Raw genomic sequence first — 14,711 nt, forward strand, 5'->3', positions numbered from 1 at the left:
GGTGAGCAACGGGGAGGAAGCCAAGCAGGTGACGGACGAGTACCAGCGCAAGTTCGAATCGCTGCGGCCGCTGTTGCCGGCGGCGGTGCCGCGTGTTGGGGGATCGACGCCCGTGCAGACGCTGCCGGCGCGGCCGTAAGTCGCGCTTCGTCGGCTATCGCGCGCAGGCGCGCTCCCCCCAGAGATCAACCGCGCGCACACTGCTCTCTGTGGGAGCGCGCCTGCGCGCGATAGCCGACGGAGCGAGGACGACGGAGGCTCCCCGCCGCCAGCCCGATCTACGGACTGCGGATGTCACGCATGGCATCGCCGCTTCGTGGGCTTTCGCCCGCAAGCGGGCTCCTACATAAAAATCGGGGCGGAAAGCCGAGGGGGGCGGTCGAAGCCCCGTTTGCTGACCGAACCTGTACGAATCTTGACGAAGTCTCCGCAGGTTATGGATTAACAAGGGAAAGTATCTTGCATTCAGCAGGCGATTGCAGTTCAATCCATGACCTATGAGGGGAATCTCTTTTAAACATGGCCTTCTCGTGCTCGCGACAACCGTCGCGACGACGACCGCGTCGCTTGCCGATGCGGCGGACATGAAGGCTGCCCGCGTCTGGGCGGGCCCCGAATACACGCGTGTCGTCTTCGATCTGTCCGGTCCGGTGGTCTACAAACTCTCGCAGGGCGATACGCCCGGCAGCGTGGTTCTCGACCTGGACAAGAGCGCCGTCGACGGCGATTTCGCAGTACCGGGCGGGCAGGGACTCTTCAAGTCCATGCGTACGGAACGTCAGGGCGGTCGCGCCCGCGTCGTCGCCACCGTCGATCCGAAAGCCAAGCCAAAGAGCTTCCTTCTGAAACCGGCCGGCGATTACGGCTATCGCCTCGTGCTCGATCTTTATCCCGGCAATGGCAGCGATCCCGGCGACGAAGTCGCTTCGGACGACGGCGCCGCCCCGGCATCGGCGCAGGCGACCGCGACGGTCTCCGTTCCGTCGACGAAGTCCTCGCGCTCGCGTCGTGGGCAATCCGCCGCGCCGCCGATGCTGCCGGGCGGCGACCGCAAGGTCGTCGTGGCCATCGATGCGGGACACGGCGGCGAAGATCCGGGTGCGAGAGGTCCTACAGGTCTGCGCGAGAAGGACGTGACCTTGCAGGTCGCGCGTGAGCTGACGGACCAGATCAATCGTCAGCCCGGCATGCAGGCCGTACTGACGCGCAACGGCGACTACTTCATTCCGCTCAAACGGCGCTATCAGATCGCCCGCGAGCACAACGCCGACATGTTCGTCTCGATTCATGCGGACGCGTTCAAGAACAGCGACGCCAAGGGCTCGTCCGTGTGGGTGCTTTCCCCGCGCGGCAAGACGAGCGAGGCCGCGCGCTGGCTGGCCGACCGCGAAAACCGCGCCGATCTGGTCGGTGGCGTCTCGCTGGACGACAAGGACGATACGCTGGCGGCTGTGCTGCTGGATCTTCAGCAGGGCTATGCCATGCAGGCCAGCGAATCGATCGCCGGCAACGTACTCAAGGCACTGGGCGGACTGGGTCCGACGCATCGCGGCTATGTCGAGCGCGCCAACTTCGTCGTGCTGCGTTCGCCCGACGTCCCGTCGATCCTGGTCGAAACCGCGTTCATCACCAATCCCAACGAAGAGCGCCGTCTGCGCGACGACTCGCATCGCCGCCAGCTCGCCTCCGCGGTACTGGGTGGCGTGCGTAACTATTTCGAAGCCATGCCGCCGCCCGGTACCTGGTTCGCGGCACAGGCGGCCCGTCGCAACGGCACGTCGGTGGCTTCGGCGCCGGTAAGCGCACCGGCCGCGCCGGTCGTGGCTTCCAACGATGACGACGCGGCGGATACGGCGAAGACGGTTGCGAAGACCCCGCCGCCGCGACAGGTGGTGGCGACTGCCCGATCGCCGTCGCGCGAGACGCCGCCCCGCAAACCGCCGGCTCCTGAAGTTTCGGCCACGAAACCGGATGCGGCGGGCAATAAACGGGCGCCGTCGAACGAGATTACGGTGGTGGCCAAGGTCGACCCGCCGCCCGCACCGCCCAAAACAGCCCGCGCCGACGAAAACGTCCGCGATCTGCACCGGGTCAACCGCGGTGAGACGCTGACCGGTATCGCCCAGCAATACGGCGTTTCCATCAACGCCCTGAAGACCGCGAACAATATGAGCGATAACAACGTTCGTATCGGTGCGGTTCTGGCGATTCCCTCCGGCTGATTCGCGGCCGGGAGCCTTTCCGCTATTCTTGGGCCTTGCGTCTGAAGGCCCGAGAATATGCCGTCCATCCGTCCTCTTCCGCCCGAACTGATCAACCAGATCGCAGCCGGCGAAGTCATCGAGCGTCCCGCGTCGGTGGTCAAGGAGCTGGTGGAAAACAGTATCGACGCCGGCGCCCGGCGTATCGAAGTCGACATCGAGCAGGGCGGTTCGCGTCTGATCCGTGTGCGCGACGACGGCTGCGGTATCGCGCGGGACGAACTGGTTCTCGCCGTCGCCTCGCATGCCACCAGCAAGATCGGCAGCTTCGACGATCTTGAGCGCGTGGCCAGCATGGGTTTTCGTGGCGAAGCGCTGGCGTCCGTATCGTCCGTGGCGCGCTTTTCGCTGACATCGCGTCATGAAGGGCAGGATGCCGCTTTCCGCATCGAGGTCGATGGCGGCAAGCTGCAGGAAGCCCGCCCGGCCCAGCATCCGCCGGGCACGACCATCGAAGTGCGCGACCTCTTTTACAACGTGCCCGCACGCCGGAAATTCCTACGCGCCGAGCGTACCGAGTTCGCGCATATCGACGACCTGCTGAAGTCCCTTGCGTTGGCGCGCGCAGGCGTCGATATCCGGCTTAGCCATAACGGCCGTCCGGTGCGTCTGCTGAAACCCGCGCGCGACGAAGAGGCGGCTTTGGGGCGTGTCGCTGAAGTGCTGGGTCCGGACTTTCCCGCGCAGAGTCTGCGCATCGATCACTCGGCGGCGGGACTGCGGCTGTCCGGCTGGGTCGGTCTGCCGACCGCGTCTCGTTCGCAGGCGGACCAACAATATTTCTACGTGAACGGCCGCATGGTTCGCGATCGCGTCGTTGCGCACGCCGTGCGTCAGGCGTATGCCGATGTGCTGTTCCATGGTCGGCACCCCGTGTTCGTCCTGTTCCTGGAACTCGATCCGACCGGCGTCGACGTCAACGTCCATCCCGCCAAGAACGAAGTGCGTTTCCGCGAGCAGCGGCTGGTCCACGATTTCCTTTTCCGTACGCTGCACGAAGCCCTTGCGCAGACGCGTGCGGGCGCGGGCGTGCCGATGGCCGAACCTTCGCAGGCGATTCCCGCGGTGGGCGGTTACCCGATGCGTCCCGTGCAGAACGCGTCGGCGGCATGGCCGTTGCCGAGCAGTCAGTCGCGTCTCAGTCTGGGTGTGCGCGATGAACCGCTTGCCGGCTACGCTACCTTGTTGGGCGATGCATCGGCGTGCCCTGTCGCGTGGACGCCGCCCGCCGGCAACGAGCCGGAGCAGGGCAGCGACGTACCGCCGCTGGGATATGCCATCGCTCAGCTGAAAAACATCTATGTACTCGCGGAAAACGAACATGGACTCGTGCTTGTGGACATGCACGCCGCGCACGAACGCATTACCTACGAAAAACTGAAGAACGGGCGGGCCACCGCCAATCTTCGTTCGCAGATGCTGCTGGTTCCCCTGAGCATCGCGGTCAGCGCGAAAGAAGCCGCCGCAGCCGAGGAGTACGCGGACGCACTCGCCGAATGGGGTCTGGAGCTTTCGCGTAGCGGTCCGTCGGGCGTGGTCGTTCGTCGCATTCCCGCCCTGCTGGAAGGCGCGGACGTCGCGCAACTCACGCGCGACGTACTCAGCGAGCTGGCCCAGCACGGCAGTTCGCGGCGATTGCAGGAGCTGGAAAACGAACTGCTGTCGACCATGGCCTGTCATGGTTCGGTACGAGCGGGGCGCCGCCTCGGCCTGCCCGAGATGAACGCGTTGTTGCGCGAAATGGAGGCGACCGAACGTTCCGGTCAGTGCAATCATGGCCGGCCGACCTGGGTGCAGTTGGCGCTTGGCGAACTCGATCGCCTTTTCCTTCGCGGCAGATAACCACGCTTTTAGATAACGCATAGCCGTCCATACGGCTTAATCGGGATTTTTATATGATCCGCAACATCGCATTCGCTTCCGTTCTCGCCGTTGCCGCCACCGGTGCGGCAGGTACCGACGCCAGCTATGTTCATTCGATCGAGCAGGCTCGCGCGCAGCGTCTGGAAACCCTGAAGAGCCCCACCGGCTGGTTGACGCTGATCGGGCTGGAATGGCTGAATCCTGGCGTCAATCGTGTGGGTAGTGCGTCCGATAACGACATCGTGCTCAAGGCGGGTCCGGAGCATCTGGGTGTCGTTACGCTGGGTGCGGACGGCTCCACGAATATCGCGTTCGCCGATGGCGTGGCCGCTACCGTCGACGGAAAGACGGTAGCGAAGGCCACGCTGGTCGACGATGCGCATGCGACCGGCGCACCGACGCTGGTGGCGTTCGGCACGGCGAGTTTCTTCGTCATCGAGCGCGATGGACGTAAGGCGTTGCGCGTGAAAGACACCGCTGCCGAAACGCGTTCCGGGTTCGTCGGTCTCGACTATTTCGCTATCGATCCGTCATGGCGCGTGGTGGCCGACTGGGTACCGTTCGATCCGCCGCACGAGATCGAGATCGGTTCGGTGCTGGGTACCATCGACAAGGAAAAGGTGCCGGGCAAGGCGGTGTTCGTTCGTGACGGCCACACTTTCGAGCTCTATCCGATCCAGGAAGATGCGACGTCTTTGTTCTTCGTTATCGCCGATCGCACCAGTGGCAAGGAAACCTATGGCGCGGCGCGTTTCCTGACCACGCCGTTGGCGGTGGACGGCAAGCTGGTGCTGGATTTCAACAAGGCGACCAATCCGCCGTGTGCGTTCACGCCGTATGCGACCTGCCCATTGGCGCCGCCCGAGAATCGACTGGATGTGCGGGTGACGGCTGGCGAGCAGAAGTATCGGGGTGGGCATCATTGATGGCGGTTCCCGCGTCGCCGCTCCGTAGTTTTCGCGCGCAGGCGCGCTCCCACAGAGATCAATAGCGCGCTCCTGCTTTCTGTGGGAGCGCGCCTGCGCGCGAAAACTACGGAGCGATGACGCCTTATGCTCCCTTGAACGTCGCCTTGCGCCGCTCAAGAAACGCCCCGGTCCCCTCACGCATATCCTCGGTCGAGAACGCAATCGCAAACCCCTGCGTCTCATACGCCAATCCCTGATCGATTGCGCATTCGGCGCCATCCAGCACGGCATCCAGAATGCCCTTCAGCGCCAGCGGAGCGGAAGCGGCCAACTGGTCGGCCATGGCGTCCACGGTCGCGTCGAGTTCCTCGGCGGCCACGACACGCGTGGCGATACCCAGCCGCTCGGCGCGTGCCGCGTCGATCTGCTGCCCGAGCAGGCACAGTTCCAGCGCCACGCCGCGACCGGCCAGGCGGGTCAGGCGCTGGGTGCCGCCGAAACCGGGAATCAGGCCCAGGCCGATTTCCGGCTGGCCGAAACGGGCTTTTTCGCTGGCGATGCGCAAATGACACGCCATGGCCAGTTCCATGCCGCCACCGAGCGCATAGCCCTGGATCTTCGCGATCACCGGCTTGCCCAACCGCTCGACGGTAAGCATCAGGTCCTGTCCGGCGCGTGACGCGCCCTGGGCCTGTACCGGCGTCCATGCGGTCATTTCCGAGATATCCGCACCGGCGACGAAGGCCTTTTCGCCCGCGCCGGCCAGCACCACCACGCGCACCGCATCGTCCTGCGCGGCCTGGCGGAAGGCCAGTGTCAGCTCGGAGATCGTCTCGCGATTGAGGGCGTTGAGCTTCTCGGGGCGGTTGATGGTGATGGTGCGAACCGCCGCGCGGTTGGCGAGCGTCAGGGTGCGGAAAGCCATGGTGCTGCTCCGGATGGGTCAAAACGCTGGATGGTATCAGGGGAACCTTTTGCCGTCGGCGGCCTCTTAGCTGCAGGGCGCGGCGGGTCACGATCGACTATCCTGCGGTGTCGCTCTGTCGTGTCCACGGAGAATGGGATGTCACCCATGCGTTTCCTGTTACTGGCAAGTGCACTGGTCGCGGGCGTTGCCTTCGCTCAGGCACCTGCTGGCCCCAGCGCTCCGCACGCGGCGGTTATCGACAAGACCAAGCTGTCGTACGCCATCGGTTACCAGATAGGTACGCAATTCGCGAGCAGCCCCCAGCCGGACGTCGACATCGCCGTACTGGTGAAAGCGCTGCAGGACGGCTACGCGAAGCGCCCGCCAGGCGTGCCCGTCGACCAGATGCAGGATCAACTGCTGGGCTTCGATGCGAAGGTCCGGCAGGACGCCGTCTCGGAGTTCCGCCGGGTGGCCGACGCGAATGCGCGCCGCAGCACCGACTTCCTCCAGAAAAACCGGGGCCGTCCCGGCGTGATCGCGCTGCCGTCGGGCATTCAGTACTCGATCCTGGCCCATGGCACGGGGCGTCAGCAGCCCGAGGTCACCAGTACGGTCACCGTGAATTATCGTGGCGCGCTGATCGACGGGACCGAATTCGACAGTTCCTATGCCCACGGACGCCCGGTGACCTTCACGGTGAACCGCGTTATCCGGGGCTGGCAGGACGTGATTCCGCGCATGCGCGTGGGCGACAAGTGGAAGGTCATCATTCCGCCCCAGCTTGCCTACGGCGAACGCGGCGAATTGCCGCGTATCGGTCCCAACGAAGCCCTGGTCTTCGAGATCGAGCTGCTCGACATCAAGCAGTGATCCCCGGGATGCATGGTGGCCCGGCGCTGTAGAATGGCCGGTCGTATGCTCCCGAACCTATCCAGCGAACTTCCGCTTACCCCCTGCACCGGCGTCTGCCGGCTGGATGCGCGTGGCCTGTGCATGGGCTGTCTGCGCACCGGCGACGAAATCGCGCGCTGGGGCGGCATGGACCAGGCCGAACGGCTGCGCATCATGGACGAGGTGCTACCCCACCGGGAGGGCGCGTGATGGATGCGGTCGAAACCGCGCTACGCGGCGCGCTGTTGCCGCTGGATGCACCGCCCGGGGCTCGCGGCTGGAACCACGACGATATCGCGACCTTCCTCGGCAATACGCCGCGTCGCGCGGCCGCCGTACTGATCGGCATTCGCGACGATCGCCAGCAGAACGTACTCCTGACGGTCCGCACGGATACCTTGCAGCAGCATGCGGGGCAGGTGGCTTTTCCCGGCGGTCGCGTCGAACCTTCCGATAAGGACGTCATCGCTACGGCATTGCGCGAAAGCCACGAGGAAATCGGTCTCGAAGCCGACGCCGTCACGCCGCTTGGATTCCTGGAGTCGTTCGAAACGATCAGCGGCTTCTGCGTCACGCCTGTCGTGGCGCGCGTGGACGCCGCCGCGAAACTGAAGCCCGATCCGGGCGAAGTGGCGGAAGTGTTCGAAGTGCCGCTGGCGTTCTTCCTCGATCCGGCGAACATGCGCCGTTACACCATGGAGTACCGTGGGCATCGGCGCGACATGGTCGAGTTCCTGCACACGGGCTACCGTATCTGGGGCGCTACCGCCGCCATCGTCCAGAATCTCGTTCGAAGGATGGGTCATCCATGAATGTCGTGCGCACCGTCATCGATCCGAAAGCCGCTGCGGCGCTGCCGCCCAGCGCCGTCCTGTTTGTCGATTGCCGTTTCGATCTTGTCGATCCGGGCAAGGCGGCGCGCGATTTCGCCGAGGGACACATCGCGGGAGCCGTGCGCGCCGATCTCGACACCGATCTTGCCGATCTGGCGACGCCACCGGCGGGGCGCGGTCGCCATCCTCTGCCCGAGCCGGAAGTTTTCGCCGCGCTGCTTTCCCGCGCGGGCTGGCGTCCGGACCTTCAGGTCGTCGCTTACGATGCATCCGGCGGCGCGCTGGCCGCCGCACGCTTCTGGTGGCTGGCACGACTGGCCGGTATCGATAACGTCGCCGTGCTGGATGGCGGTTATCCCGCGTGGCTGGCGGAAGGCCTTCCCGTATCGAACGACGTCCCGGCGCATTCGTCGACCGCGGTCCATGTCGTTTTCGATCCCGCGCAAACCGTGCCGGTCGACGAACTCACCGAAGGCGTTGCATCGGGCCGCATGCTGCTGCTCGACGCCCGTGCCGCGCCACGTTTTCGCGGCGACGTCGAGCCGCTCGATCCCGTCGCCGGTCACGTACCCGGCGCGCGCAACCGGCCGTTCTCCGAAAATCTCGAAACCAGCGGGCGCTTCCGTTCGCCCGGGGAATTGCGCGAGGTGTTCGGGCAGATCATCGGTCCGCATGCGCCCGACGAAGTCGTGCACATGTGCGGGTCGGGCGTCACCGCCTGCCATAACCTGCTGGCGATGGAATACGCCGGACTGACGGGGTCGCGGTTGTTCGCGCCTTCGTGGAGCGGGTGGGTCAGCGATCGGGCGCGGGGTGTGGCGACGGGGGATGCCTGACCGTTCAGGCGGTGGGGCTCGCGATACCGTCTGGAAAGCATGATCGGAGCGTGTTCGCTAAAACTCACCGCATCGCACTGGGCTCCTGCCTGCGCAGGAGCGACGGTGAGGGTTGCGGGAACTGCGTTATAACTTCACCGTCGCAAGGATCCAGGGTGATCACGTTTGAGGCAGTTTGCAGCGCTCGGGAATGGGTTCGTGATGCGAGTCCATAGAATCGGCTGGGTGCTCTTGATGCTGCCGGTTGTCTACGTAAGCTCGTGCACCTACACATCGATTACCGGAAACCGCGCTTACGAGCGTCTGCAGGTCGGCGATTCCAAAGATACGGTTATCCGGTTGTTCGGCGCCCGTTTCGTTCGCGAGACCGACGATCATCCCTTTACCAAGTACGACAATCGTCAGTGCCAGTCGCCATGTGTCGAACGGCTATGGTTCGAAAACAAACTCGCGTTCTATGAGGAGGCATGGAGTGTCGATCTCGACAAAGCGGGAGTCGTGTTGGACAAGGGCAGTTACACCATGCCCTGACAAGCTACACGAGCCGCATCGTCCTGCCTTCGTGTGAGCTTGCCTGCGCCGCTTCGATCACCCGGATCACATCGCGTGCCTCGCGCGCCAGCACCGGTGGCGGAATGCCTTCGTGCAACGCTTTTGCCACGCCGTCGTAGAACGCCGTGTAGCGGCCGGGCAGGGTGTCGATGGTCTGGCGGGTGCCGTCGATGTCGGTGAACTGGCCGAACTGCGCCGGGTCGTCGAGGCCCCATTGGTCGCCACCGGGGCGGCGTCCTTCGCGCAATGCCGCTTCCTGGCCGTCGATGCCGTATTTGCTGAAGCTGCCACCGTCGCCGTGCACCAGAAAGCGGGGACCGGGTTCGCGGACCAGTGTGGATGCGTGCAGCACCGCGCGTCGATGGCCGTAACGCAGCACGATATGGAAGTAGTCGTCGGTCTGCGCGGCGGCTCGCTGGCGCTGCACATCCGCGGTGACATCGTCGGGCAGGCCGAACAGTTGCAATGCCTGGTCGATGAGATGCGCGCCAAGGTCGTAGAGCAATCCGGAGCCTGCGGCGGGAGTCTCGCGCCAGCCGTGTTTGATCTCGGGACGAAAGCGGTCGAAGTGCGCTTCGTAGTAAACGACTTCGCCCAACCGGCCGTCTTCGACCAATCGCCGCACGGTCAGGAAATCGTTGTCCCAGCGACGGTTCTGGAACACCGACAAGGTGCACCCCTTGCGTTCCGCCAGCGCGATCAGCGCGTCGGCTTCGGCGGCATCGAGAGTGAAAGGTTTGTCGACCACGACGTGCTTTCCGGCCTCCAGCGCTTCGCGGGCCAGCGAGGCATGCGTGTCGTTCGGCGTGGCGATGACTACCAGTCCGATGTCGGGATCGGCGATGAGGTCCTGAGGTCTCGCGAAGATGCGCGACTCGGGAAATTCCGCGGCGATCTGATCGGTACGGCTGCTCGCGATGCCCGCGAGGCGCAGCCCGATGGCGGCAGCGATGAGGGGCGCGTGGAAGACGGCGCCGGCCGTTCCATAGCCGATGAGGCCAGTGGCGATGGGGGTCATGATGGCTCCATGGATATCGCGAGAGACGTAGCGTAGCGCGTCCGGTCTGACGGAATCGTTTACGATCGACCCGATCGAAGTACGAGGAGCGAAGAACTCTTGAACGCGATGGACGCCACCGCGCCCGCCGGGCGCATGCCCCGGCAGATTTCCTACATCATCGGCAACGAAGGCTGCGAACGCTTCAGCTTCTACGGGATGCGCAACATCCTGACCCCGTTCCTGATCACGTCGCTGCTTATGTACCTGCCGGAAGCCGACCGTCCTGGCGCGGCAAAGGACATCTTTCACACCTTCGTGATCGGCGTGTACTTTTTTCCGCTGCTGGGCGGTTGGCTGGCCGATCGCTGGCTCGGCAAGTACCGGACCGTTCTCTGGCTCAGTCTGATCTATTGCGTCGGCCACGCCTGCCTGGCGTTGTTCGAGCACAGTGTGCCGGGTTTCTATACGGGACTGGCGCTGATCGCGCTGGGGTCGGGTGGCATCAAGCCCTGCGTGGCGTCGTTCGTTGGCGACCAGTTCGACGCCAGCAATCGTCATCTGGCGAAGATCGTGTTCGACGCGTTCTACTGGATCATCAACGTCGGCTCGTTCTTCGCGTCGTTGTTGATGCCCTTGTTCCTGCGTCACTACGGGGCGGCGGTGGCGTTCGGCATTCCGGGGCTGCTGATGTTCGTGGCGACGGTCGTTTTCTGGCTGGGCCGCAAGCAGTACGTGATGCTGCCGCCTGTACGCAACGATCCGGACGGCTTCGCCAACGTCGTGCGAACGGCGTTGTTCGCGCGGGCCGACGGCAAGGGCAGGCCAGGGTTGGCGATTGCGGCGGCCGGTGTCGCGCTTGCCGTGCTTTCGTTCGCACTGGTTCCGGTACTGGGGCTGGTTCCCGCGCTATGTCTGGCGTTTGTCGCGATTCTCGCTGGCGTTGGCGGTGGGGCGCGCCTTCAGCTGGAGCGGGCACGCGGCTCGCATCCTGACGAAGCCATCGAAGGCGTGCGCGTCGTGTTGCGCGTGCTGCTGGTGTTCGCGCTCGTTACGCCGTTCTGGTCGCTGTTCGACCAGAAGGCATCGACGTGGATCGTGCAGGCGGGCGAGATGGATGCGCCGGGCTGGTTGCATCCCGCACAGATGCAGGCGATCAATCCGGCGCTGGTACTGCTGCTGATCCCGTTCAATAACCTCGTGCTGTTTCCGCTGCTGCGTCGTTTCGGTTATGAACCGACGGCGCTACGTCGCATGACGGCGGGTATCGCTTTCGCCTCGCTGGCGTGGGTGGCGGTGGGAGCGATCCAGCTGGCGATCGACGGCGGCGATCCCGTATCGATCGTCTGGCAGCTATTGCCTTATGTACTGCTGACGTTCGGCGAGGTGCTGGTGTCGGCAACGGGACTGGAGTTCGCATACAGCCAGGCGCCCGCGTCGATGAAGGGTACGTTGATGAGCTTCTGGACGCTCAGCGTGACGGTGGGCAACCTCTGGGTACTGCTGGCCAATGCCGGAGTAAGGAACGAGTCCGTACTCGGTTATATCGCGAGCACGGGTATCGGAAGCACGGCGTTCCAGATGTTTTTCTTCGCGGCTTTCGCGGCGCTGGCAGCATTGGTTTTCGGGCTTTATGCGCGGAGCTATCGCGAAGCGGACTATTACCGGACCGGGTGAGGCGTCATGCGGCGAATGCGCAGGTATTCCGCGCTGCCGACGCATAGCGTCAGCCACGCCAGTCCGGTGGCATAGCCGGCCAGCACGTCGCTGAAGTAGTGCACTTGCAGCAGGATGCGACTGATACCGATGACGGTAATGAAGGCGGTCGCGATGACGACCACGACGCGGTGCAGGCGAGGTGGCGTCAGCACCAACAGTACGTAAGCGAGCATGCCGAAGAACACCATCGAGCCGGAGGCATGGCCGCTGGGAAAGCTGAAACTGTGTTCGACGACGAAACCGTGGTCGTGCAAGGGCCTCTCGCGCTGGAAGATATTCTTCAATAGCTGGTTGATGAGGCCCGTACCGACCAGCGCGACGATCCACGCCGTGGCCAGATACCAGTAGCGGCGAATAAGCAGGAAGACGAAGACCAGCGCGGATTCCACGGCTACCACGATCGGGTCGCCTACGTGGGTCAGCATGGCGACGATACGAAGTACGCCCGGCGGCATGTTGTCGCGGAGGTCGCCGGCGAGGAAGGCGTCGAATACGGTCAGCCCCGCCTCGCGCCGTACCGCCAGCGCTATCGCGGTGGAGACGAGGACCGCGGCCATGACGACGGCGATGGCCGTTACCGGTCGCAGGATCGCGCGTGCCGACGGGTCGATGCCCTCGCGGCGCTTGACCGCGCGGCGCCACAGCAGGTCCGCGCCGAGCAGCGCGATCGCCAGCAGCAGCGCCCATAGGGACAAAGCGTGGGTACTGATCCATTCGGCGTCGGTCTGCATGCGGGTCCTGGTTGTCTGGCACGATCCGGCATGTTGCCACGAGGTGGCGGGGGACATCGACTATGGGTGCTCCAGCCAGGTTCTCTGTAGCAGCACCATCGCAACAACCTTCGACCTTGGTCGACAGGCGTATTGCTCCTCGCCTGTGTAGGCTTCGGTAAAGACGCAGAGGAGGCGTGAGCATGGGCTACGACGAAACCTACCGGCGCTCCATCGACGAGCCGGAGGCGTTCTGGAGAGAGCAGGCGGCGCTTATCCACTGGCATACGCCGCCCGAGCGCATCCTGGATCAGTCGCATCCGCCGTTCCGGCGCTGGTTCGTCGGCGGAACGACGAATCTCTGTTACAACGCCGTCGACCGGCATCTTGCGACGCGTCCCGATCAGCTCGCGTTGGTCGCGATCTCTACCGAGACCAACATCACCCGCGAGATTACTTACACCGAGCTCTATCGCGAAGTGAACACGTTCGCCGCGGTGCTTGGCGAACTGGATGTCGTGAAGGGCGATCGCGTCGTTATCTATATGCCGAACATGGCGGAGGCGGTGTTCGCGATGCTTGCCTGCGCCCGTATCGGCGCGATCCATTCGGTCGTCTTCGGCGGATTCGCCGCGCACAATCTGGCCCTGCGCATCGACGATGCGGAGCCGAAGCTGCTGATCTGCGCGGATGCCGGCATGCGTGGCGGCAAGATCATCCCGTACAAGCCGCTGGTCGATCTGGCCTTGCGCGAGGCGAAGTCGCCGCCGCCGCACGTGCTGATCGTTCGCCGCGACCTCGATCCGGATATGACGCTGGTCCCTGGGCGTGACGTCGACTATGCCGAACGTCGCGTGGCGCATGAAGATGCGAGTGTGCCGGTGGAGTGGCTCGAATCGAACGAGCCCAGTTATCTGCTTTACACGTCGGGCACGACCGGAAAGCCGAAGGGTGTCCAGCGCGATGTCGGTGGTTATGCGGTCGCGCTGGCGTTGTCGATGACGACGATTTTCGATGTCGCGCCGGGGCAGGTGATGTTCTCGACCTCGGACGTGGGCTGGGCGGTGGGTCATTCGTACAACGTCTACGGACCGTTGATCGGTGGCGCTACGTCGCTACTTTACGAAGGATTGCCTACGGGTCCCGACCCCGGCATCTGGTGGCGATTGTGCGAGCGCTACGGCGTGCGCACGATGTTCTCGTCGCCGACGGGTATCCGCGTGCTGAAAAAGCAGGACCCATCGTGGCTGAAGAAATACGACCTGTCGGCTCTGCGCTGGCTGTTCCTCGCCGGCGAGCCGCTGGACGAGCCGACGGCAACCTGGATCAGCAGCGGCATCGGCAAGTCGGTCATCGACAATTACTGGCAGACGGAAACCGGCTGGCCGGCCATTACGCTGCTGCCGGGGCTCGAACTGAAACCGGTGAAGTTCGGTTCGCCGGGGTTTCCCAATCTGGGTTACCGCATGCGCATCATCGACGAGCAGTCGGGTGCCGATGTGGCGCCCAACGAGAAAGGCGTGCTGGTGATCGAGCCGCCGTTGCCGCCGGGTTGCCTGACGACGATCTGGCGAGACGACGAGCGATACGTGCGCAGTTACTTCGGGCACTTCAGGGAGCTTCTTTACAGCTCGCTGGATTGGGCCGTGCGCGATACCGATGGTTACACCTTCATTCTTGGTCGTACCGACGATGTCATCAACGTGGCTGGCCATCGGCTGGGCACGCGCGAGATCGAGGAATCCGTCGCTACGCTGGGCGCCGTGGCGGAAGTCGCGGTGGTCGGTATCCACGACGAGCTCAAGGGCCAGGTGCCGGCTGTTTTCGCGACACTGAAGCAGGGCGTGACGGACGATCCACGCGACGTGGCGCTGGCGATGCAGCGGCGCGTCGTCGAATTGCTGGGTGGCGTTGCGCGGCCGGGTTGCGTGTATGTCGTGAATGCCTTGCCGAAGACGCGCTCGGGGAAATTGCTGCGGCGTTCGTTGCAGGCTTTGATGCAAAACACCGATCCCGGCGATCTGTCGACGCTGGACGATCCGAATGCGCTGGAAGAGATTCGCGCGGTGATTGCGCGTGGACCACATTGTGGGGCTTCAGCGTCGTAGGCTGTCGCCAGTCATACGTGGTCGCTGCGGATTCCGGCGTGCGCCGGAATGACGAAGAGGTAAATGAAACCCGCGATGTTGATCCCGCCCCCTTCGTCATTCCGGCGCACGCCGGAATCCGCA

Annotated in this window: 11 protein-coding genes and 1 pseudogene; 9 read left to right on the forward strand and 3 right to left on the reverse strand. The window is 64.3% G+C overall.

Annotated features, from left to right (window positions below; translation table 11 throughout):
• Positions 1-497: 497 nt before the first annotated feature.
• From EC912_RS18240 to EC912_RS18250, 3 genes are read left to right on the forward strand one after another with little or no spacing between them, the layout of a single operon-like run.
• Positions 498-2,222 carry an N-acetylmuramoyl-L-alanine amidase gene (locus tag EC912_RS18240; RefSeq protein WP_428993111.1) on the forward strand — a complete coding sequence of 575 codons (1,725 nt, stop codon included), beginning with the start codon at positions 498-500 and terminating at the stop codon, positions 2,220-2,222.
• A gap of 57 nt (positions 2,223-2,279) precedes the next feature.
• Positions 2,280-4,103 carry a DNA mismatch repair endonuclease MutL gene (mutL, locus tag EC912_RS18245; RefSeq protein WP_132147157.1) on the forward strand — a complete coding sequence of 608 codons (1,824 nt, stop codon included), beginning with the start codon at positions 2,280-2,282 and terminating at the stop codon, positions 4,101-4,103.
• A 53-nt stretch (positions 4,104-4,156) separates the two neighbouring features.
• Positions 4,157-5,050, forward strand: coding sequence for a DUF1684 domain-containing protein (locus EC912_RS18250; RefSeq protein ID WP_132147160.1), 894 nt, complete (start codon positions 4,157-4,159; stop codon positions 5,048-5,050).
• 124 nt (positions 5,051-5,174) lie between these two features.
• Here EC912_RS18250 and EC912_RS18255 read toward each other — a convergent pair whose 3' ends face one another.
• The gene (locus EC912_RS18255) at positions 5,175-5,957 is read right to left on the reverse strand and encodes an enoyl-CoA hydratase/isomerase family protein (protein WP_132147163.1); all 783 of its coding nucleotides are present in this window, start codon (positions 5,955-5,957) and stop codon (positions 5,175-5,177) included.
• Between the two features lie 147 nt (positions 5,958-6,104).
• Between EC912_RS18255 and EC912_RS18260 the strand changes: the two genes are divergently transcribed.
• The 4 genes and pseudogenes from EC912_RS18260 to EC912_RS18275 all read left to right on the forward strand — a co-directional run bounded on the left by EC912_RS18260 (position 6,105) and on the right by EC912_RS18275 (position 9,033).
• Positions 6,105-6,812, forward strand: coding sequence for an FKBP-type peptidyl-prolyl cis-trans isomerase (locus EC912_RS18260; RefSeq protein WP_428993112.1), 708 nt, complete (start codon positions 6,105-6,107; stop codon positions 6,810-6,812).
• 33 nt (positions 6,813-6,845) lie between these two features.
• A pseudogene (locus tag EC912_RS18265) lies at positions 6,846-7,645 on the forward strand (CoA pyrophosphatase).
• On the forward strand, positions 7,642-8,502 hold the full coding sequence (locus EC912_RS18270; protein WP_132147169.1) for a sulfurtransferase: 861 nt from the start codon (positions 7,642-7,644) through the stop codon (positions 8,500-8,502). The pseudogene EC912_RS18265 and the gene EC912_RS18270 overlap by 4 nt, the downstream one beginning before the upstream one ends.
• Positions 8,503-8,703: 201 nt before the next feature.
• A complete protein-coding gene (locus EC912_RS18275; protein ID WP_132147172.1) occupies positions 8,704-9,033 on the forward strand; it encodes a hypothetical protein in 330 nt (109 codons plus the stop codon).
• 4 nt (positions 9,034-9,037) lie between these two features.
• Here EC912_RS18275 and EC912_RS18280 read toward each other — a convergent pair whose 3' ends face one another.
• Entirely contained in the window at positions 9,038-10,072 is a 1,035-nt protein-coding gene (locus EC912_RS18280) for an oxidoreductase (RefSeq protein WP_132147175.1), read from the reverse strand.
• A 108-nt stretch (positions 10,073-10,180) separates the two neighbouring features.
• Here EC912_RS18280 and EC912_RS18285 point away from each other — a divergent pair, with 108 nt between their 5' ends.
• Positions 10,181-11,728 (forward strand): oligopeptide:H+ symporter, encoded by a 1,548-nt coding sequence (locus EC912_RS18285; RefSeq protein WP_132147333.1) that lies wholly within the window; start codon positions 10,181-10,183, stop codon positions 11,726-11,728.
• On the opposite strand, the gene EC912_RS18290 is transcribed toward EC912_RS18285, so the two are convergent.
• Positions 11,713-12,501, reverse strand: coding sequence for a phosphatase PAP2 family protein (locus EC912_RS18290; RefSeq protein WP_132147178.1), 789 nt, complete (start codon positions 12,499-12,501; stop codon positions 11,713-11,715). The two genes, EC912_RS18285 and EC912_RS18290, sit on opposite strands and share 16 nt — an antisense overlap.
• Positions 12,502-12,683: 182 nt before the next feature.
• On the opposite strand from EC912_RS18290, the gene prpE reads away from it, so the two are divergent.
• Complete coding sequence (gene prpE, locus EC912_RS18295) at positions 12,684-14,588, forward strand: propionate--CoA ligase (RefSeq protein ID WP_132147181.1); 1,905 nt, start codon at positions 12,684-12,686, stop codon at positions 14,586-14,588.
• Positions 14,589-14,711: the final 123 nt, after the last annotated feature.

The organism is Luteibacter rhizovicinus (assembly GCF_004342265.1).
Classification (GTDB): Bacteria; Pseudomonadota; Gammaproteobacteria; order Xanthomonadales; family Rhodanobacteraceae; genus Luteibacter; species Luteibacter rhizovicinus_B.